Below are 23,217 nucleotides of genomic sequence, written 5' to 3' on the forward strand. Positions count from 1 at the left end.
CGTCCACTCCCGGCGATCAGCCTACTCCCGCCGCCTTCGCCCGCGCCGCGTGCGCCTTGCGGTAGCTGTCGAGCAGGCGTTGGTGACGGTCGAGGCCTTCCAGCTGCATGCTGGTCGGCGTTAGACCGTGGAAGCGGATGCTGCCATCGACTGAGCCGAGCACGGCGTCCATGCGCTCGTTGCCGAACATGCGGCGGAAGTTGGGCTCGTAGTCTTCCAGTTCCAGTTCGTCGTCAAGCAGCACTTCCAGCACCACATTGACCGCCTGGTAGAACAGGCCGCGCTCGGCGGTGTTTTCGTTGTACTGCAGGTAGGCCTCGACCTGTTCCTTGGCCGCTTCGAAATCCTGCAGCGCGAGGTTGATCAGCAGCTTGAGTTCGAGGATGGTCAGCTGGCCCCAGTCCGTGTTCTCGTCGAATTCGACGCCGATCAGCGTGATGATGTCGGTGTAGTCGTCGAGCTCGCTCTCTTCCAGGCGCTCCAGCAGGGCTTCCAGGCCGGCGTCGTCGAGGCGGTGCAGGTTGAGGATGTCTTCACGGAAGGCCAGCGCCTTGTTGGTGTTGTCCCAGATCAGGTCGTCGACCGGGTAGATTTCCGAGTAACCGGGCACCAGGATGCGGCAGGCCTTAGTGTGGAAACTGCCGCCCAACTGGTCGTAGACGGCGACGTAAACCTCCTTGCCCATTTCGGCGAGGATGCCGAACAGCGTGGCGGCTTCATCGGCGTTGGAATTCTCGCCCTGGCCCGAGAAGTCCCATTCGACGAAATCGTAATCCGCCTTCGCGCTGAAGAAGCGCCACGACACGACGCCGCTCGAATCGATGAAATGCTCGACGAAGTTGTTCGGCTCGGTGACGGCGTTGCTCTCGAAGGTCGGCCGCGGCAGGTCGTTCAGGCCTTCAAAGCTGCGCCCCTGCAGCAGTTCGGTGAGGCTGCGTTCGAGCGCGACTTGCAGGCTCGGATGCGCGCCGAAGGAGGCGAAGACGCCGCCGGTGCGCGGGTTCATCAGGGTCACGCACATCACCGGGAACTGGCCGCCGAGCGAGGCGTCCTTGACCAGCACCGGGAAACCCTGCTTCTCCAGTTCCTCGATGCCGGCGACGATGCCCGGATATTTGGCCAGCACTTCGGCCGGCACGTCGGGTAGCGCGATTTCGCCTTCGAGGATTTCGCGTTTGACGGCCCGCTCGAAGATTTCCGACAGACACTGCACCTGCGCTTCGGCCAGCGTGTTGCCGGCGCTCATGCCGTTGCTGAGAAACAGGTTGTCGATCAGGTTGGTCGGGAAAAACACCGTCTCGCCGTCCGACTGGCGCACGTAGGGCAGCGCGCAGACGCCGCGTTCGGTATTGCCGGAGTTGGTGTCGAACAGGTGCGAGGCGCGCAGCTCGCCGTCCGGGTTGTAGATTTCCAGCGTGTAGTCGTCGAGCAGGCCCTTGGGCAGCGCATCCTTCTTGCCCGGCTTGAACCAGCGCTCGTTCGGGTAATGCACGAAGGGCGCGTTGGCGAATTCTTCGCCCCAGTACTGGTCGTTGTAGAAATGGTTGCAGCTCAGGCGCTCGATGTATTCGCCCAGGGCGGACGCCAGCGCGCTTTCCTTGCTGGCGCCCTTACCGTTGGTGAAGCACATCGGCGAATGCGCGTCGCGGATGTGCAGCGACCAGACGTTGGGCACCAGGTTGCGCCAGGAGGCGATCTCGATCTTGATACCCAGCCCGGCGAGCAGGCCGGACATGTTGGCGATGGTCTGTTCCAGCGGCAGGTCCTTGCCGGCGATGAAGGTCTGCGTGTCGGCGTCCGCGCTGACGGTCAACAGCGCCTGCGCGTCGGCGTCCAGATTCTCGACTTCCTCGATGACGAACTCGGGGCCGGTCTGCACGACCTTCTTGACGGTGCACCGGTCGATGGAGCGCAAAATGCCCAGCCGGTCCTTGGCCGAAATGTCCGGCGGCAGCTCGACCTGGATCTTGAAGGTCTGCTTGTAGCGGTTTTCCGGATCGACGATATTGTTCTGCGACAGGCGGATGTGCTCGGTCGGGATGTTGCGCGTGTCGCAGTAGAGCTTGACGAAGTAGGCCGCGCACAAGGCCGACGAGGCGAGGAAGTAGTCGAACGGCCCCGGCGCCGAGCCGTCGCCCTTGTAGCGGATCGACTGGTCGGCGATCACCGTGAAGTCGTCGAATTTGGCTTCCTGACGAAGCTTGTCGAGAAAATTGACCTTGATTTCCATGCGGGCGTCCCAGCGTTCAAAACGAATTGGCCGCCATTATCCGGGTTTCCCGGCGGCCGGGTACGAGGTGAAGCCGCTCAGGCCGCGTAATGCAGCACCGCGAAGAAGTGGCAGCCGGTGCCCGTTGCGACGAAACCGTGCCATACGGCATGTGCGTAGCGGACACGGGAATCGAGCATGAAGAAGACGACACCGGCGGTGTAGGCGACGCCACCGGCGACGAGCAGGATGACGCCGGGCAGCGAGACGTGCTCGACCAGCGGCACCGCCGCGATCAGCACCAGCCAGCCCATGGCCAGATACAAGCCGGTGGACAGCCAGGGATGGGAGAGCCGGTTGAATGCCTTCAGGGCGACGCCGGCGGCGGCCATCGACCAGACCAGGCCGAACAGCGTCCATCCCCAGGAACCGGCCAGGGCGCCCAGCGCGAACGGGGTGTAGCTGCCGGCAATGAAGCAGTAGATGGCGCCGTGATCCAGCTTCTGGAACAGGCGTTTCAGCTTGCCCGCCGGGAAGGCGTGGTAGAGCGTCGAGGTCAGGTAAAGGAGAACCATCGTCGCCGCAAACACGCTGGCGCCGACGACGTTGGCCACGCCGAAATGGCGGGCCGAGGCGATCAAGAAGGGGACGCCGGTGATCGCCGCCAGCAGCGCCACGCCGTGGCTGACGCTGTTGGCGATTTCTTCACCCAGGCTTTGCGGTCGTTCAGTCATGAGGTTCATCGTAGCACCTCAGGCATTTTTTCTCCGTGACCATCGGTAGCGATTTGCCCGGATCGTGTTATCCGGCCACGCGGCAGCAGTTCACGCAAACAGCCCGTGCAGATACCAGCCCTGCGCGTCGCGGAAAATCCACGCCCATTGGCCCTCGCCGTTGCGGGCGACGAAGTAGTCGCGGCGGATGTCGCCGACCGCAGCGCTTTCGCCGCTGTCCCACCAGCCGCTTTCCAGGCGCTCGCCGCGCGTCACGAGTTGCAGCGGACCATGCCAGTGCGGGCCGTCGGCGCGTTCGGTCAGCGGCTGCGGTACCGGCAGCAGCCAGAGCGGGCGTGGCATGGCGCGGCTTGCGGTCGACGCGGCTTTGGCGACCAGAATGCCCGCCGGATCGGCGTTGCGCGTGGCGCATTCCGGGCGGTGCTCGGCGTGCACCGCCAGGCTGTGCACGGCGGTGTCGCCCAGGCGGGCGCGCAGGCGTTCGAGGCAGGCGGCGGCGCCCTCGCCGCTCGCCGCCTGCTCGAACAGGCCGGCGCTGGCGGCGGGCCGGGCGACGACCTCGTCGGCGTCGAGATGCAGCGCCTCGACCGGCGCCGCCAGTTGCAGGCGGCCGAGGTGTTCGCGCAACAGGCGCATGAAGCGGCTCTCGTCGGCGCAAGGCTCGCCGAAGCGCAGCGGCAGCGCGCTGCTTGAGCCGTCGTCGTGAGTCAGGCGCAGCGTGCACGCGCGCAGCAGCGACTGGCGCACCTGCAGCCAGCCGGCCAGCGCGGCGAACAGGCGCTGCGCGGCGAAGGCCAGGCCTTCGGCGAAATCGACGCGCGACGGCAGCTCCAGCCCGGCGGCGAAGCGTTCGGGAAAGACGAAAGCGCGTTGCGGATCGGGCAGTTCGCCGCGGGCGCGCAGCAGGTCGTCGACCGGGCCGTTGCCGATGCGCCGCCGCAGGCCGGCGGGCGCGGTCAATTCGCCGAGACGGCGCAGACCGAAGGCTTCCAGACGGGCGACGACCTCGACCGGCCAGCCGGGCACGGTGCACGGCAAATCGGCCAGCGCCGCCTGCAGCGCGGCCAGGCTCTCGTAGCTGGCCGCCGCGTCGGCGCGCGCCAGCCAGCGGGCGCCGAGCGGTGTCGGCGCGACCGCCCAGGCGACGCTCCAGCCCTGCGCCCGGCAGCCGTCGAGCGCCGCCGCGACGATGGCGGCGACGCCGCCGAACAAGCGCCGGCAGGCGCCGATTTCCAGCAGCAGCGCATCCGGCGAGGCCAGGCTGACGGTCGGCGTGAAACGCCCGGACCAGCAGGCGAGATCGGCGAGCGCCCGGGCTTCGCGCGCCGGGTCGCGCTCGTTGGCGCGCAGCCCGGGCAGCAGGCCGAGCGCGGTCGACAATTTCTGGCCAGGCAGAACGCCGGCGGCAGCGGCAAGCGGATCGGCGGCCAGCACCCGGCCACGGGCCGTGACGACGCTAGGCGACTGCCGCGATGGCAGGGCTTCCAGCGTCAGCAGCGGAAAATGCAGGGCCAGCCACAACACGTGCTTTCCTTCCCGGTCGGGGGATGTCGATCTGCAACAGGCGCGACGCCGGCCGGCCGCGTCGCTTCAGAATGCGCAACGCCAGCCGGTCGGCACTGGCGGTCAGCGTCAGGCGCAGCGGAGCCGGCGACGGCGTCGCGGCGTCCACGGTCGACCGCCACAGCACCGCCACAACCGCCTGCCCCTCGGCCGCCACCTGCAGGCGGCGCAGCACCCGGGCGTCGATGCCGGCGTCCGGCCAGGCGAGCAGGCCGGCAAAACCGCCGCATCTGAGCAACTGCTCGACGCACCAGGCCGCCTGCTTGCCGGGACGGATCACCAGCAGGCGCTCCGGCGCCACACCGGCCGCCGCCCAGGCCGGCGCGTGCGGCAGCCAGGGCGGCGCGACCAGAGCCAGACGACCGCCCTCGCCCGACAGGCGGGCCAGCGCCGGCAGCAGCAGGCTGATTTCGCCGATGCCGCCGCGGTCGCTCAGGATTTCGGTGAGATTGCCGCGCGGCCAGCCGCCGCCCGGCAGTTCGGCGTCGAGTTCGGCGTAGCCGCTGGCGACGGTGCCCGCCGGCAGGCCGGGCAAGGCATCGCCGCGCCAGATGTCACCGCGCGCCAGGACCGCCGCCAGCTTGGTCGACACAGCGACCGGCGACGGTTGGGCGCTCATGACAGCTTGGCGACGGCTCCGCGGATCAGGCCGACGGCGACGCCCTCGATGGCGAATTCGACTTCGCCGGGGTTGATGACGATCGGTTCGAAATCCGGGTTCTCGGCGATCAGGCGGATCTGGTTCTTGCCGCGTTCCAGGCGCTTGACGGTGACTTCCTCGTCGATACGGGCGACGACGATCTCGCCGTCGCGTGCCTGATTGGTCTTATGCACGGCGATCAGGTCGCCGTCGAAGATGCCGGCGTCGATCATCGACAGACCGCGCACCTTCAACAGGAAATCGGCGCGCGGGTTGAACAGGCTGGCGTCGAAGTTGTAGCGCCCCTGCACGTTCTCGACGGCGAGGATGGGCGAGCCGGCGGCGACGCTGCCGATCAGCGGCAGGCCGAGCTGTTCGACGAGGCGGATGCCGCGCGCCGAGCCGGGTTCGAGGTTGATCGCGCCCTTCTTGGCCAGCGCCTTGAGGTGGTCCTCGGCGGCGTTCGGCGAGGCGAAGCCGAAGGCGGTGGCGATCTCGGCGCGGGTCGGCGGCGCGCCGAGGACTTCGACGGTATTCCTGATGAAGTCGAGGATTTCCTGCTGACGCGGGGTGAGTTTCATGGCGGGGCTCCGGCAATTTCCGATGACTGTATTTTTGTACAGTTACCGGAAATTGGCAAGCCCGGCGTCGATCAATCCTGGATCGTGCTCGAAAAAGCCTGGACGACATCGACCACCCGGGTCGCCCCGTCGCGCATCTGCTTGATCGCCGCGCCGGCGCTGTTGGCCAGTTCGACGCCGGCGCGCACCTCGGCCAGGCCGTTGTTCATGCTCGCCGTCACCGAACCGGTTTCCTTCTGGATGGTCTGGATCATGGCGGCGATTTCTCCGGTCGATTTGCCGGTGCGCTCGGCCAGCTTGCGCACCTCGTCGGCCACCACCGCGAAACCGCGCCCCGATTCGCCGGCGCGCGCCGCCTCGATCGCCGCGTTGAGCGCCAGCAGGTTGGTCTGGTCGGCGATCTCGCGGATGGTGCCGACGATCGACGAGATACGAGCCGTCTGTTCGCCAAGCACGGCAACCAGCGCCGCCGATTCGTCGACGATGCCGGCGATGTGCTGCATCTTGTCCACGGTGTCGAGGATGATGCCCTCGCCGGTCTGGGAAATCTCCCGCGTTTCCAGCGCCACCTTGTAGGCGGTTTCCGCCCCTTCGCGCTCGGCCATGTGGCGACGGATGCGCTCGCTGATGTCGGTGGCGAACTTGACCACCTTGACGACCTGGCCGTCCGGCCCGAACACCGGGTTGTAGCTGGCCTCCAGCCAGACTTCGCGGCGCTGGCGGTCAAGCCGCAGGTACTGCCCGGAACAGAATTCGCCGCGCCCCAGGCGAGCCCAGAACTGCGCGTACTCCGGCCCGCGCACGAAATCCTCCGGACAGAAGATCCGGTGATGCTGGCCGGCCAGTTCGCGGGTCGAATAGCCCATGGCCCGGCAAAAATTGTCGTTGGCGCGCAGGATGCGGCCGTCGGTGGCGAATTCGATGACCGCCATCGAACGCTCGATGGCATCGACCATGGCGCGCTGACTGGCGGCCTCGATCACCTGCGGCGTGACGTCGGTGGCGAACTTGACCACCTTGACCACCCGGCCGTCCGGCCCGAGAACCGGGTTGTAGGTGGCTTCCAGCCAGACATCCCGACCGTCGCGCTGACGGCGGTGCACGGTGCCGCGGAAGAACTCGCCGCGCCGCAGCGCAGCCCAGAAAGTGTCGAATTCCGGCGAGCCGGCGTAGGCCGGATCGCACAGGCGGCGGTGATGCTGGCCCTTGAGTTCGGACAGCGTGTAGCCCAGGGTCCGGCAGAAATTGTCGTTGGCGTCGATCAGCGTGCCATCGGGCATCAGTTCGACGATCGCCATCGAACGCTGGAGCGCCGCGTGCAGGGCGTGACAATCGGCAAGCGCCGCTTCGAGTTCGCCGACCTGCTGCCGGTACTTGTTGCCGAACATTCCCTCTCCTCGATTCGGTAAAGCGGCCGATCCTATCAAAACCCGCCCGGGCGCGACACGCCTTGCTAATATCCGGCGCACCGCGCAACAGGACCCAGCATGAAACTCCAGCATCTCGCCATCGGCGACCGCTTCGAATACGAAGGAAAAATCTTCGTCAAGACCGGCCCACTCACCGCCTCCTCGGACCAGGGCGGACAGCAGGTCATTCCCCGCTACGCGGTGCTCAAGCCGCTCGACCAGCCGCAGCCGGAAAGCCGGGCCGGCGGCCGCGAGCGCCTGAACAAGGCGGCGGTGCTGGCCGCTTTCGACCGTTTCTACCGGACCAGCGAACGCCTCTGCGACAGCGCCGCGCACGCCGAACTGGCGCGGGCGCGCAGCGAATTCCTCGCCATCTTCGAGTGATCAGGTCGGCAGGTCGAAGCCCTTGAGCTTGCGGTACATGTCGACGGCGTAGGAGTCGGTCATGCCGGCGACGAAGTCGGCCACCTGCAAGAGACGCACGTAGGGATCGGCATCGGGTTTGCCGCCGTGACCGAGGAACTGCGCCGGCAGCAGGCGCAGCAGCATCTCTTCGCGCTTTGTCATGTGCAGCCCAGGCACCTCGGCCGCCGCTTCGACGGCATGGGTAAACAGCGCCAGCAACGCACCGAGCACCTCGAAACCGGCGGTTTCGATTTCCAGCGCCGGCCGCGCCGTGTAGATGGTTTCCTTGGCCACCCGCAGCACCGCCTGCAGCGGCACGCCGACCGGCGAAGCGTCGAGCAGTTCGTCGTCGAAGCGGCCGTCGAGGATGGCCGCCTCGTTTTCCAGGAAGACCGCCGCCGCCCCCTCCAGCAAGCGGCCGATCGCCTTGGCGCGCAGGTATTCGAGGCGTTCCTTCGGGTCGTGCAGGCGGTCGAGGCGGCCGCCGTTGACCGACGAACCGGCGAGATCGCCGAGCAGGCACTCGGCGTCCTTGTAGGGCACGAAGCCGAGGCGCGCCGCATCTTCGAGATCGACGATCAGGTAGCAGGTGTCGTCGGCGACCTCGACCAGGAAGGCCAGCGGGTGGCGGCGCCAGGCCTGCCCGGGAATGCGCTCGACCAGTCCGGTGGCGTGGGCGACGCGGGCGAAGTTGTCGGCGTCCTGCTGAAAGAAGCCGAACTTGCGGCCGCTCTTGCCGTCGAGTTCGCCGTCGAGCGCCGACGGCCGCGGATACTTGGTGAAGGTCGCCAGCACTGCGCTGGTCAGTTGCAGGCCGCCGGGATTGGCCGGGCTCTGCAGCCGCGAGACGATGCGAAAGCCCTGCGCGTTGCCCTCGTACTTCTCGAAATCGGCGCGCTGCGCCGGCGTCAGGGGATGCCGGTCGAGCAGGCCGGAACTGCGGAACCACTCGCGGATCGCATCCTCGCCGGCATGGCCGAAGGGCGGATTGCCGATGTCGTGGGCCAGGCAGGCGGCGGCGACGATCGCCCCGAAATCGCCCGATTCGACGTGATGCAGGCCGTGCCGGGCAATGATCTCGCGGCCGACGACAGCACCCAGCGAACGGCCAACACAGCTGGTTTCCAGACTGTGCGTCAGGCGGGTGCGCACGTAATCGCTCTTGGACAGCGGAAAGACCTGTGTCTTGTCCTTCATCCGGCGGAAGGCCGAGGTGAAGACGATGCGGTCGTAATCCTGCTGGAAGGCGGTGCGCTCCGCCGTGCCCGGCGCCTTGCCGGCCCCCAGCCGTTCGCTGGAGAGCAGTCTTTCCCAGATTTTTCGCTTGCCCATGCCGATTCCGTGCTTGCCCGTCGTTACCCGTTGGGCGCCGAGTTTACTCCGCTTCGAGCAAGGCCCGCACGTGATCCGGCAAAGGCACCGACTTGCCGGTCTGGGTGTTCATCCACACCACCTTGGCGGCGCCTTCGGCGTAAAGCTCGCCGTCGATCAGCATGTCGACGTAGGTCTGGCAGCTGGAACGGCCGACCGTGCCGACGTAGGTGCGCACCTCGACGGTCCCCGGGTAATTCATCGGTTTCAGGAAGGTACAGGCCGCATTGACGATCACCGGACCGTCGCCGCCGGGGCGGACCATGACCTTCATGTCCTCGATCCACTCGACCCGGGCCTGCTCCATGTAGCGGAAATAGACGGTGTTGTTGACGTGCCCGTAGGCGTCCATGTCGCCCCAGCGGATGGGCAGGGTCGTGGTGTGGATGAGTTTTTTGCGATGGTCCATGAAACGATCGTTTTAAAATGGATTGAAGAAAGCTTTTCCATACTGTAGCGTATTGAAAACAAGCCAACAATAATCGAGGAGACAAGCATGGAACGCGAAGCCATGGAATTTGACGTGGTCATCGTCGGCGGCGGCCCGGCCGGACTGGCGGCGGCGATCCGCCTGAAGCAACTGGCCGGCGAGAACGGCGAGGACTTTTCGGTCTGCCTGATCGAGAAAGGCGCCGAAATCGGCGCCCACATCCTGTCCGGCGCGGTGATCGACCCGCGCGCCCTCACCGAACTGCTGCCCGACTGGCAGACGACCGGCGCCCCGCTCAACGCCCCGGTCAGCGAGGACCGCTTCCTGATCCTCTCGGAAACCGGCGCGACGCAGATACCGAACGCCCTGCTCCCCGGCTGTTTCCACAACGACGGCAACTACGTGATCTCGCTCGGCAACCTCTGCCGCTGGCTGGGCGGCCAGGCCGAAGCGCTCGGTGTCGAGATTTACCCCGGCTTTGCCGGCGCCGAAGTGCTGTTCGACGAGAACGGCGCGGTCAAGGGCGTTGCCACCGGCGACATGGGCCGCCTGCACGACGGTTCGGAAGGCCCGAACTTCCAGCCCGGCATGGAACTGCACGGCAAATACAGCTTCTTCGCCGAAGGTTGTCGCGGCCACCTCGGCAAGCAGTTGATCGCGCATTTCGACCTGAACAAGGAGGCCGACCCGCAGACCTACGGCATCGGCCTCAAGGAACTCTGGGAAATCGACCCGGCCAGGCACCAGAGCGGCCTGGTCATCCACAGCGGCGGCTGGCCGATGCAGCCCGACACCTACGGCGGCGGCTTCCTCTATCACCTGGAGAACAACCAGGTCGCCGTCGGCTTCGTCGTCGGCCTCGGCTATGAAAACCCGCACCTGTCACCGTACGAGGAATTCCAGCGCTTCAAGACGCATCCGGCAATCCGTCGTTTCCTCGCAGGCGGCAAGCGCATCGCCTACGGCGCCCGGGCGCTGACCGCCGGTGGCCTGCAGTCGCTGCCCAAAACCACCTTTCCCGGCGGCGTGCTGATCGGCGACGACGCCGGCTTCCTCAACGCCGCCCGCATCAAGGGCTCGCACTGCGCGATCAAGACCGGCGCACTGGCCGCCGAAGCCTGCTTCGCGGCACTTTGCGAAGGCCGCCTGCGCGACGAACTCGTCGCTTATCCCGAAGCCTTCCGGCAAAGCTGGCTGTACGACGAGCTGCACCGCGCCCGCAACTTCAAGCCGTGGATGAGCAAGGGCCTGTGGCTCGGTTCGCTGATGTTCGGCATCGACCAGTTGCTGCTGCGCGGCAAGGCGCCTTGGACGCTGCGCCACACCGTGCCCGACCACGCCAAGCTGAAGCCGGCGGCCGACTGCCCGAAGATCGATTATCCGAAACCGGATGGCGTCGTCAGCTTCGACCGCCTGTCCTCGGTCTTCCTGTCGAGCACCAACCACGAGGAAGACCAGCCCTGCCACCTGCAGTTGAAAGATGCCAGCGTACCGATCGCCATCAATCTAGCAACCTACGACGCGCCCGAGCAACGCTACTGTCCGGCCGGCGTCTATGAAATCCTGCGCGACGACGCCGGCACCCCGCGCTTGCAGATCAACGCGCAGAACTGCGTGCACTGCAAGACCTGCGACATCAAGGACCCGACGCAGAACATCGTCTGGGTCGTGCCGCAGGGTGGCGAGGGGCCGACCTATCCCAACATGTAGTCATGCTGACGGGAAAACGCCGGGAAGCCGCGATCCGCGGTTTCTCGGTTTATAATCTCGCGCCTGACCCCTGAGGGAGAATAAAGACATGGGCTTTCTTGCCGACAAGAAGATATTGATCACCGGACTGTTGTCCAAGCATTCCATTGCCTATGGCATCGCCAAGGCCTGCCACCGCGAAGGCGCGCAACTCGCCTTCACCTACCAGACCGAACGCTTCGAAGACCGCATCAAGAAATTCGCCACCGAGTTCGGCAGCGACATCACGATTCCGCTCGACGTCACCAGCGACGAACAGATCGACAACGTCTTCGCCGAACTCGGCAAGCGCTGGGACGGCCTCGACGGCCTCGTCCATTCGATCGCCTACGCACCGACCGAAGCCATCGAAGGCGACTTCCTCGACGGCATTTCCCGCGAATCCTTCCGCATCGCCCACGAAATTTCCGCCTACAGCTACCCGGCGCTGGTCAAGGCCGCCCGCCCGATGATGCGCGGCCGCAAGAGTTCGGCACTGGCGCTGACCTACCTCGGCGCCGAACGGACGATGCCCAACTACAACACGATGGGTGTTGCCAAGGCCAGCCTCGAAGCCGCCACCCGCTACCTCGCCTTCTGCCTCGGCCCCGAGGGCATCCGCGCCAACGCCATTTCCGCCGGCCCGATCAAGACGCTGGCCGCTTCCGGCATCGGCAACTTCGGCAAGCTGCTCGCCTACAACTCGCACAACGCGCCGCTGCGCCGCAACGTGACCATCGAGGAAGTCGGCAACGCCGCCGCCTTCATGCTCTCCGATCTGGCCAGCGGCATCACCGGCGAGATCATGTACGTCGATGGCGGCATGAACACCGTCGCCCTGGGCAACGCCGACCCGCTGCCGGCCTGACCGGCCTTGCGGCCGAACCGCAAGCCCCGCACGCAACGCCGACCCGGCTCCGCCCGGTCGGCGTTTTTCATTGCCGCCAGGAGAAACTGATGCGCCTGCTGCCCCGCTGGGCCAGCCCCTACCCCCGGCAACACCTGACCAGCGACCTGCTGGCCGGGGTCATCGTCACCATCCTGGTCATTCCGCAAAGCCTCGCCTACGCGCTGCTCGCCGGCCTGCCGCCGCAGGCCGGGCTATACGTGGCGATCTTCCCGGTGATCGCCTATGCGCTGTTCGGCAGCAGCATGGTGCAGGCGGTCGGCCCGGTGGCGATCACTTCGATCATGACCTACTCGGTGCTGACGCCGATCGCCGCCCCCGGCTCGCCCGAATACATCGCCCTGGCGGCAACGCTGGCACTCGCCTCGGGACTGGTCCTGCTTGGCTGCGGCCTGCTGCGCCTCGGTTTCCTGGCCCGCCTGTTGAGCCGGCCGGTGATCGCCGGCTTCGTTTCCGGCTCGGCGGTGCTGATCGTCTTCAGCCAACTGAAATACCTGTTCAACGCCCACCCGGCGGCGAGCGACGCATTAACCGTGCTCAGTGCACTGTTCACCGAAGGGCGCATCGACGTCAGCACCGCCATCGGCCTGACTGCCATCGCCGTGCTCGCCTTCGCCCGCAGCAGCCTCGCCGGCCTGCTCGGCAAGGTCGGTATCAAGCCGGGCGCCGCCGCCTTCGTCGTCCGCCTGGTGCCGCTGCTCGTCGTGCTGCTGGCGACGCTCGCCGTGGTCGGCTGGAATCTCGACACCCAGCACGGCGTCGCCGTCGTCGGCAGTATCGTCGAAGGCCTGCCGGCACCGTTCTTGTTCCTGCCCGACGCCGGCGACCTGAAACGGCTGGCGGTGCCGATCGCCTTGATGGCGCTGATCGGCATGGTGCAGAACATTTCGATGGCGCAGGCGCTGGCCATCCGCCGCCGCGAACGCATCGACGCCAACGCCGAGCTGGTCGGTCTCGGTGCCGCCAACGTGGTCGCTGCCTTCCACGGCGGCATGCCGGTCGGCGGCGGCGTCTCGCGTTCGGCGGTCAATGTCGCGGCCGGCGCGCAGACGCCGCTGGCCGGCATCGTCGCCGCCTGCGCCATGCTCGCCGTGGTGATCGGCGCCGCCCCGCTGTTCGCCCGCCTGCCGCTGGCGGTGCTGGCGGCCAGCATCATCGTCGCCGCGCTCAGCATGATCGACCTGCGCGGCCTGCGCCAGGCCTGGCATTACGACCGCGCCGACGGCATCGCCGCCCTCGGCACCGGCGCCGGCGTCTTCGTGCTCGGCCTCGAAGCCGGCATCGGGCTGGGCATCCTGCTCTCGCTGGCGACCCTGCTCTACCGCGCCAGCACGCCGCACATCGCGGTGCTCGGGCGGATTCCGGACAGCGAGCATTTCCGCAATGTCGAGCGGCACGCCGTACAGACCCTGCCCAACGCCCTCTTCCTGCGCATCGACGAAAGCCTGTTCTTCGGCAACCTGGACGCCGTCGAGGCCCGCCTGCTCGCCGAGATCGAACGCAACGACGGACTGCGCGACGTGGTGCTGATCATGAGCGCGGTCAACCGCGTCAACGCGACGGCAATGGAAGTGCTGCACGACCTCGACCGCGAACTCGGCGCCCGCGCCATCCGCCTCAACTTCGCCGAGATCAAGGGACCGGTGCACGACCGCCTGCGCGACACCGCGCTGCTCCAGGAACTGTCCGGCCGGGTCTTCCTCTCGGTCAACGACGCCTACGAGGCGCTGCAGGGCTGAGCCCGACACGCCACCGGAACAATGCACATGAAACTTCTCACTGCCGATGAAAATCGCTGGCGCTTTTCGGACCGGCCCCGGGCAACGCACCGCCCAGTAGCGCTAGGGCCGCTTGATCCCCGATTCCGCTCCGCATTACGCAGTCTTGCCTTGCCCTTCGTTCTTGCCCTGCCGCTGCTGGCCGACGCTGCGCCGGAACTTGCCGTTCAAGCGGCGCAGGAAGCATCCGAAGAATGCAGTTCCTTCTCGCAGGCGGAAAGGCGGGACTGCCTGGCAGAGAATGCCGAGCTCAGCCGGAAGGCATTACGGCAAGCCGAGAAAAAGGCCGCCGGCACGCTCTCGAAATGGGATGAAACACCCAGGCACATCAGGCAGGCCAAGGTCGAACTCGCCACAGCCAACAAACGTTTCGCCAGCTACCGCGACACCCAGTGCGGATTGGCTGCGGCCTTGGCAGGTGGCGCAATTGGCAGCGCCCTGGAGATGAGACGCCTGGCTTGCGTTTCCGAACTCAATAACCGGCGGGCCAGCCAGTTGAATGACTGGGTGTCGGCTTTGCCTTTGCGCTAGCGCCGACGAAAACCTCTGCCGGTGAAGCCTCCCGGCGCTTGCCCATGAAGCGGCAAGCCGCGGGAAAACGCGGGAATATCCCGGTGTGCCGTTAACGGAAAAGCCCCCCCGAGAAATCGGCGGGCTTTGGCGTCTTTGCGCCTGTTTCCAGGCGCTTCCGGTAGCGCTCAGCGATCGCTGCTGTTCAGCGCCTTCTCGTTGATTTCCACCTTGTAGCGGCTGCGCAGCGCGCTCACATACATCTGCATGTCTTCCTGCGCCGCCAGCGAGCGCAGTTGGCCGAGCAGGCCCTGACGACGGACGTCGTCGAGCTTCTCGCCGGCTTCGACCTTGTTCAGGCGGTAGAGCAGGTAGCCGGTGCCACGGATCTCGACGCCGGCGTAAGACGGCAGCTTGTCGGAATTCATGCGGAACACCGCGGGCACCGCCGGCGGCGGCAGACGGCTGGAATCCATGCGCGAGACGCGCTTGGCGGCCCCCCAGGCCTGCTTGTCCTCGCCCTTCTTCAGTTCGGCGAGGCGGGCCTGGCCATCGGCAACCGCCAGCTTGAAGGCTTCCTCGTTGCGCAGCATGGTCTCGATCTCGGCCTTGACGCTGTCGAAGGGCTGCAGCGCCGCCGGCTTGTATTCGACGATGCGCGCGGCGGCCAGCGTGTTGGGGGCGATCTCGACGGCTTCGGTATTGCGCTTGTTCTTGATCGCGTCGTCCGAGAACAGGGCCGCCAGCAGCTTGGCGTTGGCCAGCGGGCCGTTCGCCGGATCGGCCTGGCGAGCCAGCCAGCCGCTCTGCTGGATCTTCAGCTTGAACTGGTCGGCGGCCGGCTGCAGGCTGTCGGATTGCTCGTAGACCGCGTTGCTGAACGCTTCGACGGCTTCGGCGAACTTGCGGCCAACGGCCGCCGCCTTCAATTCCTTCTCGATCTCGCCGCGCACTTCGGCCAGCGGCTTTTCGCGGGCGGCGCGGACACTCGCCAGGCGGATGATGTGGAAACCGAAATCGGATTCGACGATGCCGGAGGTCTCGCCTTCCTTGAGCGCGAAGACCGCGTCGTCGAACGGCTTGACCATCATGCCGCGACCGAAGAAACCGAGGTCGCCGCCCTGACTGGCGGAGCCCGGGTCGTCGGAGTTCTTCTTGGCGATCTCGGCGAAGGCGGCCGGCGTCTTCTGCACGTCCTTCAGCAACTGTTCCGCCTTGGCCCGGGCCTGCGCCTTGTCCTTGCCCTCGGTGGCGATCAGGATGTGGCTGGCACGCCGCTCCTCGGGCTGCTGGTAGCGATCCTTGTGGCCGTCGTACCAGGCCTTGATCTCGTCGTCGCCGACCTTGACCTCGAGTCCGTCCTGGGTCAGGACAACGAATTCGGCGCGGGCCTGATCGGGCGTCTCGAAGCGCTTGCCGTTCTCGTCGTAGAACTTGCGCGCCGCGTCGTCGGCCAACTTCACCTTGGCCCGGTAGGCATCGAGGCCGAGCAGGACTTCCTGGACATCGCGCTGCTCGGTCTGCAGCGCGAGAACGCGCTCACCGACAGTGGTCGACAGGACGCCGGACTGGCCGATGCTGCCGGCCAGGCGCTGCAGCGTCATGTCCTGCCGGACCTGCGCCTCGAAGCTTTGCGGCAACATGCTTTGGCCACGCAGCAGCGCCTCGTAGCGCTGACTGGAGAACTTGCCGTTTTCATGGAAGGCCTCGATCGAGGCGATCGCGTTGCGCACCGCTTCGTCGCTGACGTACAGGCGGCGCTTGCCGGCTTCGAGCAGCAGCAGGCGGCGATTGACCAGGTCGTCGAGAATCGCCTTGCGGAACACCGGGTTCTCGAACATCTTGGGATCGACCTGGCCGACCTGGCTGCGCACGCGCTCCTGCTGCTCACGCACGGCCTGCTGGTATTCCTGCTGGCTGATCTGGACGTCGCCGACCTTGGCGACACCGGCACCGGCGCCGCCGCCATTGAAATACGAATCGAGGCCGAAGAAGGCAAAAGGCAGCATGATCAGCACCAGGAAGCCCTGGACGATCCTCTTGTTGTTGCGGACTGCGTCGAACATGAGCAGAAAATCCTTCGAGTACGTTCACTGCAGCGGCACGGCTGCCGCCGCAAAAGGGGCAATGATACCGTAGTTGTTCACGCCCTGCCCTCCTTCGCGGCGCTTTCGCCACCCCCGAAAATGCGACCGAGGCGGCGCACCGCGTCGTCGATCTCCGGCGTGTGCGGGTTGCCGCAATTGAGGCGCAGGCAATTGCGGTACATGCCGCTGGGCGAGAACAGTTCGCCCGGCACGTAGGACAGGCGCTCGCGCAGCGCCCGGCCGTGCAGCTGGGTGGTGTCGATGCCTTCCGGCAGTTCGATCCACAGCACGTAACCGGCCTGCGGCTGGGCGATCCGGGTGGCCGCCGGGAAATAGCGGGAAACCGCCGCCTGCATGCTTTCCACCTGGCGCCGGTAGGTCCGGCGCAGGCTGTGCAGATGCCGGTCGACGGCGCCCGACTCCAGGTATTCGGCGAGCACCATCTGCGTCAACGGGTTGGTGCCACCGCTGGTGATCGTCTTCTGCAGGGCGACCGCCGGCTTGTGGCGGCCGGCGGCGATGAAGCCGATGCGCAGCGACGGCGACAGGCACTTGGAAAACGACGCGCAGAGCATGACGTTGCCGCTGTCGTCGAAGGCCTTGACCGGCCACGGCCGTTCGTCGCCGAAATGCAGGTCGCCGTAGATGTCGTCCTCGATCACCGGAATGCCACGCGCAGCCATGAGTGCCGCCAGGCGCCGCTTGCGCTCGTCGGGCATGACGCTGCCCAGCGGGTTGCTGCCGTTGGCGACGAGCAGGCAGGCGGCGACGCCGCCGTTGCGGGTGGCGAGTTCGAGCGCCTCGACCGACATCCCGGTGCGCGGGTCGCAGGGAATTTCCAGCGCCTTCAGGCCCAATGTCTCGAGCAGTTGCAGCATCAGGTAATAAGCCGGCGATTCGACCGCCACCGTGTCGCCCGGCCGGGTCACCGCGCGCAGGCAGAGGTTGAGCGCTTCAGTGCAGGAGTTGGTGATGACGAACTCCTCGGCCGCCAGCGGCCCGCCCCAGGCCAGCGAGCGGCGCACCAACTGGCGGACCAGTGGCGGCAGGTCCATATGCACGTGGCTGCCGGTTTCGAGCAGGTGCGGATGGCGCCGCGCGACACCGGCGTAGAGGCGATGCAGGGCGGCAATCGGCAACAGCTCGTTGGCCGGCAGCGCTGCCGACAGCGGCGCCACGCCGGGCTGCGCGCCGGCCTGCAGGACGTGCACCAGGCGCTGCGAGATATCGACCGGCATCGGCCCGTCCGGCGTCGCCCGCGCTTCCGGCTCGCGCCGCGCCATCGCCGGCGGCCGGACGAAATACCCGGATTGCGGCCGGGCCTCGACCAGGCCGCGTTCCTCGAGCTGGCGCATGGCCTGCACCACGGTGGACACCGACAGCCGGCGTTCCTGCGACAGACGACGCACCGACGGCAGGCGGTCGCCGTGCTTGAGGATGCCGTCGCCGATCATGCCGGCCAGCTCGCCGGCGAGTTTCTCGTAACGAAGGGGTTCTATGGCCATGGCACACCAACACAGTTGTCATTGAAAAACACCAGCACAGTTTCTCATGCCGAGAACTGTGACGGTCACAATTTCGTTTCCGTGTGACTGTATCATCGATTCGTCCGCCCCTAAACTGTGCCTGCATTCAGAAAGGAGATGCGAGATGAAGATCAAGTTTGGCGAAGGCGAGGTTTATTTGCGGGAACACTGCCCCCTTAGGCTTTCCGAGGCACGCGGCATCGTCGTCCGTTGCACCCGCGGCGTGCTCTGGATGACCATCACCGGCGAGGCCGGCGACATCGTGCTGGCCGCCGGCGAAAGCCACCGCGTGCGGGTGGCCGGCCGGGTCGTCATCGAAAGCCTGGGCAGCGACGCCCGCGTCCGTTTCGAACCCAGCACCGGCGAGCGCATCGCCCGCGCCGCCGGCGCCATGCTCGGCAGCATGCGCCGTCTGGCCGGCATGCATCGTGCCGCCAAACAGCTGACCGCCTAGCAGCCTGTCGGACTTGATGGGTCGCAGCGAAAAAAGTGGGAGACGAGGGCAGTTTTTCACGGGTTTCAAGCGAATAGTCGTTCTATTCGCGCAGAAACACGGGGAAAAATGAACCGTCTTCCCGCTTTTTGCAGCCGACTTGGTCAAGTCCGACAGGCTGCTAGCGCCGGCTCAGGTCCCGAGATAGCGGCCAGCCTTGTGGTTGGCCGCCAGCACCAGGTTGAGCGCCAGCGCGCCGACGATCGACAGCCCCACCGTCAGCGGATCGCGGATCACCAGGCCGGCGAGCAGGATCGCCGCATCGGCCGCCATCTGCACCTTGCCCGCCGACCAGCCGCGACGCTGCTGCAGGTACAGCGCCAGCACCCCGAGGCCGCCGAGGCTTGCCCGGTGGCGGACGATCATCAGCAGGCCGACGCCGATCAGGAAACCGCCCATCACCGCGGCGAACAGCCGATCGACCCAGGCCACCGAGACGACCAGCGGCAATAGCGCGGTATAGAGCGAAAGCAGGCCGACGCAGAAGAAAGTCTTGAGCGTGAACACCATGCCCATCGCCCGCCAGGCAAAAAGATAGAACGGCAGGTTGGCGACGAACAGCACCCCGGCCATCGGCCAGCCGGACAAATAGTGGATCAGGAAGGCGACGCCGACCGTGCCGCCGGTGAGCAAGCCGGCCTGCTGCAGCAACATCACCGCGAAGGCGACGAACATAGGCGCCACCAGCAACGCCTGGGCATCTTCGAACAGGCTGTGGCGGGTCGGCGTTTCCGGCCGCACGGCACTCAGTCGGCGCGCGCCAGGCGGCGGATCGACGACGACATGGCGATCCGCCCGCTGCCGGTGAAGGCCTCCAGATTGCCCTCGATGTCGTCGAGTTCGTAGCGGTAATTGACCATCATCCCGAACGACTGGGCGAAGCCCTTGGGCGCCGTGTCGGCCAGGTAGTTCAGACGTTCGATGCGGGCGCCGTTGCCGAGATGGAAGCGCGACACCGGGTCGTAGGGCGGCGCGTTGTCGCCGTCGCCGCGCTTGGCCGTCGCCAGGTAGCGGGCGGCCAGGCGCTGCAGCGGCTCGCGCAACTGGCGGGCGATTTCCTTGTCCTCGGCCCAGGCGCCGGCCGCCAGTTGTTCGAGGCTGAAGTCGATGCCGACCTCGCCGAGCACCTGCGGGTTGTGCCGCACCCAGCTGGCCAGTGCCGGAATCGGCGACAGCGTGGCGAACTTGTCGAGCTTGGGAAAATCGCGCTTCAGGTCGTCGATCACCCGCTTGAGCAGGAAATTGCCGAAGGAAACGCCGCGCAGGCCGACCTGGGTGCTGGAAATCGAATAGAAGATCGCCGTATCGGCCTTGCGGTTGTCGAACACCGGCGCATGGACGTCGAGCAGTTCCTGGACGTTGCCGGCGAGGTGGTCGGTCAGCGCGACCTCGACGAAGATCAGCGGTTCGGCCGGCATGCGCGGATGGAAGAAGGCGTAGAGCCGGCGGTCGGCATCGAGCCGGTTCTTCAGGTCGTCCCAGGATTTGATCTCGTGCACCGCCTCGTAGGCGATCAGCTTCTCGAGCAGCGCCGCCGGCGAATTCCAGGTCAGCCGCTGCAATTCGAGGAAGCCGACATCGAACCAGGCGTTGAAGCGCGATTCCAACTCGCGGTCGAGTACCGCCAGCTCACGGTCGTCGTGCAGGTAACGCAGCAGGTCGGCGCGCAGGTCGACGAGAAACTTGACGCCCTGCGGTATCGCGTTGAACTGCGTCATGATGCGGATGCGCGACGAGCGCATCGCCGCCCGCAACGCCGCTTCCGCCTTCCACTGGCCGGGCGTGCCGACCGCCGCCTGGTAGGCGGTGTGGGCGGCGGCGACCTTCTCCGGTGCCGGCCCGAATTCGAGGGCGATCAGCTTGAGGAACTGCTGGCGGCCGCTATCGTCGAGACTCTGATAGGTTTCCGCCAGTTTCGCCGCGCGCGTCCGCGCCGACACCTCGCCGCCCTGCCCGGCGGCACATTCGCCCAGTTGCGCGCGCAAGCGTTCGAGCCCCTTCGCGGTCAGCGAGCTGCGGCGTTGCCCGGGAACGATCAGGGAACGCAAGCGATCAACGATGCTGTCATTGGCCATGCCGATTTCCTCCTTCCCGGCATTTTGCCCGAGAAGCCCCGCCCCGTCAGCGTCTGCAGGAACCGCCCCTGGCGGAATTTGCACGCAAGCTGTCCGACCGCGCAATCGCCTTGGGCCCGCCCGGGCACTATCATCGTTTCCTGATCAACCCACGCGGAGATACGCATGCTCGCCTTCCAGGACTACTACCCCGAAAACGTCGCCCACTGCTACGGCTGCGGCAAGCTCAACGAACACGGCCACCAGATCAAGACCTATTGGGACGGCGACGAAACCGTCACCCGCTACGCGCCGCGCCCGGAACACACGGCAATTCCCGGTTTCGTCTATGGCGGCCTGCTCGCCTCGCTGATCGACTGTCACGGCACCGGTACCGCCGCCGCCGCGATGTACCGCCAGGAAAACCGGGCGATGGACAGCGAACCGCCGTTCCGCTTCGTCACCGCGTCGCTGCACGTCGATTACCTGAAGCCGACGCCGCTCGGGCCGGAACTGGAAATCCGCGGCAAGGTGAAGGAAATCCGCGGCCGCAAGGTGATCGTCGAAGCCACCGTTTACGCCAACGGCGTCGCCACCGCGCGCGGCGAGATCGTCGCCGCCCAGATGCCGCCCAGCTTCGCCGCCTGAAACCCGGCAACAGATCGTTACAGACGGCTACTGTCCAAACCCCGGGGCCGTCGGCAGAATGACGCGATTCCCATCCCGAGAGACAAATCCATGACCCCGGAAAACGCCATCCTGACGATCAGCCTGTTCGCCGCCTTCGCCGACGGCAGCAACGATAACCGCGAACGCGAACACATCCGCCGCTTCGCCGAATCGATGGGCGACACCGCCCCCGAACTGCCCAGGCTCTACCAGGACGTGCTGTTCAAGCGGGTAACGCTGGACGGCGCCGTGCAGGCACTGGGCGAACTCGGCCAGCGCCAGTTCGCCTACGAGATGGCGGTCTGCGTCTGCGACGCCGACGGCGTGCAGAGCGCCGCCGAACAGCGTTTCCTGGCCGACCTGAAGACGCGCCTCGGCCTCGACGGCAACGCCGACGCCAGCGCCTTCGCCACCCAGGCCGACACGCTGGCGGCGGCCGCCGCCATGCCGCCGCCCGCCGCCGCGCCCGCCGCACCGGCGGCGACGGTCAACGAGGCCGAACTCGACAAGTCGATCCTCAACTATTCGATCCTCAACGGCGCCCTCGAACTGCTGCCGCAGTCGTGGGCCTCGGTGGCGATCATCCCGCTGCAGGTGAAGATGGTTTACCGGATCGGCAAGGCCTACGGCGTCGAACTCGATCAGGGTCACATCAAGGAATTCCTCGCCACCGTCGGCGTCGGCCTGACCTCGCAATACCTCGAACAGTTCGGCCGCAAGCTGCTCGGCGGCCTGCTCGGCAAGATGGTCGGCAAGACCGCGGGCAAGATCGGCCGCGCCGCCACCGGCATGGCCTTCTCGTTCGCCAGCACCTACGCCCTCGGCCAGGTCGCCAAGCGCTATTACGCGGGCGGCCGGCAGATGAGCACGCAATTGCTGCAGGAGAGCTTCCAGGGCCTGCTCGGCCCGGCCAAACAATTGCAGAGCCAGTACCTGCCGCAGATCGAGCAGCGCGCGCAGACGCTCGATGCCGGTCAGGTCATGAATCTGGTGCGCGGCGGCAGCCTCTGAGCATGTCCGGCCGGCTCGCCTGCCTGTTGCTGCTGGCGACGCTGGCCGCCTGCGGCACGGTCAATCCGCATTACAACCCGGACAAGGCGCATCACCGGCCGACCGGCTTCGTCAACAACGACCCGGCGGCCCGCGTCGGCGGCGCCCCCTGGTACGAAGTCCTGGTCCGGCGCTGGCGCGGCGACTTCCAGCCGGCCGCCGAACCCGCCGGCGGTTACGCCGCCTTCGCCGCGCGCTGGGTGGTGGCACCCGACCGCGCCCAGCTCGACGCCCCCGGCGGCCCGCCGCGCCTCACCTGGCTCGGCCATGCGACACTGCTGCTGCAGGCCGGCGGGCGCAACATCCTGATCGACCCCAACCTCGCCGATTTCGCCGGCCCCAGCCCCTGGCTGGCGGCCCGCCGCCTGGTGGCGCCGCCGCTGCGCGTCGCCGGACTGCCGCGCATCGACCTCGTGCTGATCTCGCACAACCACTACGACCACCTCGACCAGGCCACGCTGCAAGCCCTGCTCGCCCGCGGCGACCGCCCGCAGTTCATCGTCCCGCTCGGCGTCAAGGCCTGGTTCGACGAACTCGGCATCGACCGCGTGCGCGAGGTCAACTGGTGGGACCGCGTCGCGGTGGACGACCTGACGATCCATTTCACGCCCGCCCAGCACTGGAGCAAACGCACGCCCTTCGACACCAACGCCACGCTGTGGGGCGGCTTCTGGCTCGACCTGCCGGCCGGCGCCACGCGCAGCACCTTCCTGTACACCGGCGATACCGGCTATGCGCCGGATTTCCGGGAGATCCGCCGCCGCCTGGGCGCCCCCGACCTGCTGGCGGTACCGATCGGCGCCTACGAACCGCGCGAATTCATGCGCCGCCAGCACACCAACCCGGACGATGCCCTGCAGATCGCCGAAGACCTCGGCGCCGGGCACGTCGTCGGCGTGCACTGGGGCAGCTTCGCGCTGTCGCAGGAAAGTGTCGACCAGCCGCCGCGCGACCTCGCTGCCGCGCTGGAGCGCCGGCAACTGCCGGCAAACCGCGTCTGGTGGCTGCGCCAGGGCGAGACGCGACGCCTGCCCTGAGCCGTCTCCCCGGTTTGCCTGATCCGGCGAATCGGC

21 protein-coding genes are annotated in these 23,217 nt (G+C 66.9%); 9 read left to right on the forward strand and 12 right to left on the reverse strand.

The genetic code is table 11. The features are described 5' to 3' along the window. Positions 1 to 16 precede the first annotated feature (16 nt). From AC0KWY_RS04120 to AC0KWY_RS04145, 6 genes are all read right to left on the reverse strand, one after another. Positions 17 to 2,230: an OsmC domain/YcaO domain-containing protein gene (locus tag AC0KWY_RS04120; protein ID WP_474028383.1), complete on the reverse strand. Its 2,214-nt coding sequence runs from the start codon at positions 2,228 to 2,230 to the stop codon at positions 17 to 19. A gap of 77 nt (positions 2,231 to 2,307) precedes the next feature. Further along, positions 2,308 to 2,952, reverse strand: coding sequence for a PAQR family membrane homeostasis protein TrhA (gene trhA, locus AC0KWY_RS04125; RefSeq protein ID WP_474028384.1), 645 nt, complete (start codon positions 2,950 to 2,952; stop codon positions 2,308 to 2,310). An 81-nt stretch (positions 2,953 to 3,033) separates the two neighbouring features. Further along, positions 3,034 to 4,467 (reverse strand): Y-family DNA polymerase, encoded by a 1,434-nt coding sequence (locus tag AC0KWY_RS04130; RefSeq protein WP_474028385.1) that lies wholly within the window; start codon positions 4,465 to 4,467, stop codon positions 3,034 to 3,036. Further along, complete coding sequence (gene imuA / locus AC0KWY_RS04135) at positions 4,400 to 5,125, reverse strand: translesion DNA synthesis-associated protein ImuA (RefSeq protein WP_474028386.1); 726 nt, start codon at positions 5,123 to 5,125, stop codon at positions 4,400 to 4,402. Before imuA ends, AC0KWY_RS04130 begins: the two co-directional genes overlap by 68 nt. Continuing rightward, complete coding sequence (gene lexA, locus AC0KWY_RS04140; RefSeq protein WP_474028387.1) at positions 5,122 to 5,727, reverse strand: transcriptional repressor LexA; 606 nt, start codon at positions 5,725 to 5,727, stop codon at positions 5,122 to 5,124. Before lexA ends, imuA begins: the two co-directional genes overlap by 4 nt. 71 nt (positions 5,728 to 5,798) lie before the next feature. Beyond that, positions 5,799 to 7,115 (reverse strand): methyl-accepting chemotaxis protein, encoded by a 1,317-nt coding sequence (locus tag AC0KWY_RS04145; protein WP_474028388.1) that lies wholly within the window; start codon positions 7,113 to 7,115, stop codon positions 5,799 to 5,801. Between the two features lie 99 nt (positions 7,116 to 7,214). On the opposite strand from AC0KWY_RS04145, the gene AC0KWY_RS04150 reads away from it, so the two are divergent. Then, positions 7,215 to 7,520, forward strand: coding sequence for a hypothetical protein (locus AC0KWY_RS04150; protein ID WP_474028389.1), 306 nt, complete (start codon positions 7,215 to 7,217; stop codon positions 7,518 to 7,520). On the opposite strand, the gene dgt is transcribed toward AC0KWY_RS04150, so the two are convergent. Then, positions 7,521 to 8,873: a dGTP triphosphohydrolase gene (gene dgt / locus AC0KWY_RS04155; RefSeq protein ID WP_474028390.1), complete on the reverse strand. Its 1,353-nt coding sequence runs from the start codon at positions 8,871 to 8,873 to the stop codon at positions 7,521 to 7,523. A gap of 43 nt (positions 8,874 to 8,916) precedes the next feature. Beyond that, entirely contained in the window at positions 8,917 to 9,321 is a 405-nt protein-coding gene (locus tag AC0KWY_RS04160; protein WP_474028391.1) for an acyl-CoA thioesterase, read from the reverse strand. An 87-nt stretch (positions 9,322 to 9,408) separates the two neighbouring features. Between AC0KWY_RS04160 and AC0KWY_RS04165 the strand changes: the two genes are divergently transcribed. The 4 genes from AC0KWY_RS04165 (at position 9,409) to AC0KWY_RS04180 (ending at position 14,286) form a co-directional block, all read left to right on the forward strand. After that, entirely contained in the window at positions 9,409 to 11,052 is a 1,644-nt protein-coding gene (locus AC0KWY_RS04165; RefSeq protein ID WP_474028392.1) for an electron transfer flavoprotein-ubiquinone oxidoreductase, read from the forward strand. Between the two features lie 88 nt (positions 11,053 to 11,140). Next, positions 11,141 to 11,938, forward strand: a complete 798-nt coding sequence (fabI, locus tag AC0KWY_RS04170; RefSeq protein ID WP_474028393.1) for an enoyl-ACP reductase FabI — start codon at positions 11,141 to 11,143, stop codon at positions 11,936 to 11,938. Positions 11,939 to 12,027: 89 nt separating this feature from the next. Next, entirely contained in the window at positions 12,028 to 13,716 is a 1,689-nt protein-coding gene (locus tag AC0KWY_RS04175) for a SulP family inorganic anion transporter (RefSeq protein ID WP_474028394.1), read from the forward strand. Between the two features lie 27 nt (positions 13,717 to 13,743). After that, on the forward strand, positions 13,744 to 14,286 hold the full coding sequence (locus AC0KWY_RS04180; protein ID WP_474028395.1) for a lysozyme inhibitor LprI family protein: 543 nt from the start codon (positions 13,744 to 13,746) through the stop codon (positions 14,284 to 14,286). A gap of 167 nt (positions 14,287 to 14,453) precedes the next feature. Here the strand turns inward: AC0KWY_RS04180 and AC0KWY_RS04185 are convergent, their stop codons facing one another. Together AC0KWY_RS04185 and AC0KWY_RS04190 are read right to left on the reverse strand one after the other, a co-directional pair. Beyond that, a complete protein-coding gene (locus AC0KWY_RS04185) occupies positions 14,454 to 16,331 on the reverse strand; it encodes a SurA N-terminal domain-containing protein (protein WP_474028396.1) in 1,878 nt (625 codons plus the stop codon). A 77-nt stretch (positions 16,332 to 16,408) separates the two neighbouring features. Beyond that, positions 16,409 to 17,857, reverse strand: a complete 1,449-nt coding sequence (locus tag AC0KWY_RS04190) for an aminotransferase-like domain-containing protein (protein WP_474028397.1) — start codon at positions 17,855 to 17,857, stop codon at positions 16,409 to 16,411. Positions 17,858 to 18,002: 145 nt separating this feature from the next. Here AC0KWY_RS04190 and AC0KWY_RS04195 point away from each other — a divergent pair, with 145 nt between their 5' ends. Further along, positions 18,003 to 18,332, forward strand: coding sequence for a DUF2917 domain-containing protein (locus AC0KWY_RS04195; protein ID WP_474028398.1), 330 nt, complete (start codon positions 18,003 to 18,005; stop codon positions 18,330 to 18,332). Positions 18,333 to 18,503: 171 nt separating this feature from the next. Here the strand turns inward: AC0KWY_RS04195 and AC0KWY_RS04200 are convergent, their stop codons facing one another. Together AC0KWY_RS04200 and AC0KWY_RS04205 are read right to left on the reverse strand one after the other, a co-directional pair. Then, on the reverse strand, positions 18,504 to 19,112 hold the full coding sequence (locus tag AC0KWY_RS04200; protein ID WP_474028399.1) for a YitT family protein: 609 nt from the start codon (positions 19,110 to 19,112) through the stop codon (positions 18,504 to 18,506). 5 nt (positions 19,113 to 19,117) lie between these two features. Then, entirely contained in the window at positions 19,118 to 20,446 is a 1,329-nt protein-coding gene (locus AC0KWY_RS04205) for a malonyl-CoA decarboxylase (RefSeq protein WP_474028400.1), read from the reverse strand. A 165-nt stretch (positions 20,447 to 20,611) separates the two neighbouring features. Here AC0KWY_RS04205 and AC0KWY_RS04210 point away from each other — a divergent pair, with 165 nt between their 5' ends. The 3 genes from AC0KWY_RS04210 (at position 20,612) to AC0KWY_RS04220 (ending at position 23,181) form a co-directional block, all read left to right on the forward strand. Then, positions 20,612 to 21,073: a PaaI family thioesterase gene (locus AC0KWY_RS04210; protein WP_474028401.1), complete on the forward strand. Its 462-nt coding sequence runs from the start codon at positions 20,612 to 20,614 to the stop codon at positions 21,071 to 21,073. A gap of 90 nt (positions 21,074 to 21,163) precedes the next feature. Next, a complete protein-coding gene (locus AC0KWY_RS04215) occupies positions 21,164 to 22,105 on the forward strand; it encodes a DUF533 domain-containing protein (RefSeq protein WP_474028402.1) in 942 nt (313 codons plus the stop codon). Between the two features lie 2 nt (positions 22,106 to 22,107). Continuing rightward, complete coding sequence (locus AC0KWY_RS04220) at positions 22,108 to 23,181, forward strand: MBL fold metallo-hydrolase (protein WP_474028403.1); 1,074 nt, start codon at positions 22,108 to 22,110, stop codon at positions 23,179 to 23,181. Positions 23,182 to 23,217: the final 36 nt, after the last annotated feature.

It is taken from the genome of Azonexus sp. MM2026_4, assembly GCF_055901855.1.

What these genes read in the sequence shown, in the direction of transcription:
- AC0KWY_RS04150 (WP_474028389.1), top strand. Translation starts at nt 7,215, where the DNA reads ATGAAACTCCAGCATCTCGCCATCGGCGACCGCTTCGAATACGAAGGA.
- AC0KWY_RS04180 (WP_474028395.1), top strand. Translation starts at nt 13,744, where the DNA reads ATGAAACTTCTCACTGCCGATGAAAATCGCTGGCGCTTTTCGGACCGG.
- AC0KWY_RS04220 (WP_474028403.1), top strand. Translation starts at nt 22,108, where the DNA reads ATGTCCGGCCGGCTCGCCTGCCTGTTGCTGCTGGCGACGCTGGCCGCC.
- lexA (WP_474028387.1), bottom strand. Translation starts at nt 5,727, where the DNA reads ATGAAACTCACCCCGCGTCAGCAGGAAATCCTCGACTTCATCAGGAAT.
- AC0KWY_RS04205 (WP_474028400.1), bottom strand. Translation starts at nt 20,446, where the DNA reads ATGGCCAATGACAGCATCGTTGATCGCTTGCGTTCCCTGATCGTTCCC.
- AC0KWY_RS04175 (WP_474028394.1), top strand. Translation starts at nt 12,028, where the DNA reads ATGCGCCTGCTGCCCCGCTGGGCCAGCCCCTACCCCCGGCAACACCTG.
- AC0KWY_RS04145 (WP_474028388.1), bottom strand. Translation starts at nt 7,115, where the DNA reads ATGTTCGGCAACAAGTACCGGCAGCAGGTCGGCGAACTCGAAGCGGCG.
- AC0KWY_RS04165 (WP_474028392.1), top strand. Translation starts at nt 9,409, where the DNA reads ATGGAACGCGAAGCCATGGAATTTGACGTGGTCATCGTCGGCGGCGGC.
- dgt (WP_474028390.1), bottom strand. Translation starts at nt 8,873, where the DNA reads ATGGGCAAGCGAAAAATCTGGGAAAGACTGCTCTCCAGCGAACGGCTG.
- trhA (WP_474028384.1), bottom strand. Translation starts at nt 2,952, where the DNA reads ATGAACCTCATGACTGAACGACCGCAAAGCCTGGGTGAAGAAATCGCC.
- AC0KWY_RS04190 (WP_474028397.1), bottom strand. Translation starts at nt 17,857, where the DNA reads ATGGCCATAGAACCCCTTCGTTACGAGAAACTCGCCGGCGAGCTGGCC.
- imuA (WP_474028386.1), bottom strand. Translation starts at nt 5,125, where the DNA reads ATGAGCGCCCAACCGTCGCCGGTCGCTGTGTCGACCAAGCTGGCGGCG.
- AC0KWY_RS04215 (WP_474028402.1), top strand. Translation starts at nt 21,164, where the DNA reads ATGACCCCGGAAAACGCCATCCTGACGATCAGCCTGTTCGCCGCCTTC.
- AC0KWY_RS04185 (WP_474028396.1), bottom strand. Translation starts at nt 16,331, where the DNA reads ATGTTCGACGCAGTCCGCAACAACAAGAGGATCGTCCAGGGCTTCCTG.
- AC0KWY_RS04160 (WP_474028391.1), bottom strand. Translation starts at nt 9,321, where the DNA reads ATGGACCATCGCAAAAAACTCATCCACACCACGACCCTGCCCATCCGC.
- AC0KWY_RS04195 (WP_474028398.1), top strand. Translation starts at nt 18,003, where the DNA reads ATGAAGATCAAGTTTGGCGAAGGCGAGGTTTATTTGCGGGAACACTGC.
- AC0KWY_RS04210 (WP_474028401.1), top strand. Translation starts at nt 20,612, where the DNA reads ATGCTCGCCTTCCAGGACTACTACCCCGAAAACGTCGCCCACTGCTAC.
- fabI (WP_474028393.1), top strand. Translation starts at nt 11,141, where the DNA reads ATGGGCTTTCTTGCCGACAAGAAGATATTGATCACCGGACTGTTGTCC.
- AC0KWY_RS04120 (WP_474028383.1), bottom strand. Translation starts at nt 2,230, where the DNA reads ATGGAAATCAAGGTCAATTTTCTCGACAAGCTTCGTCAGGAAGCCAAA.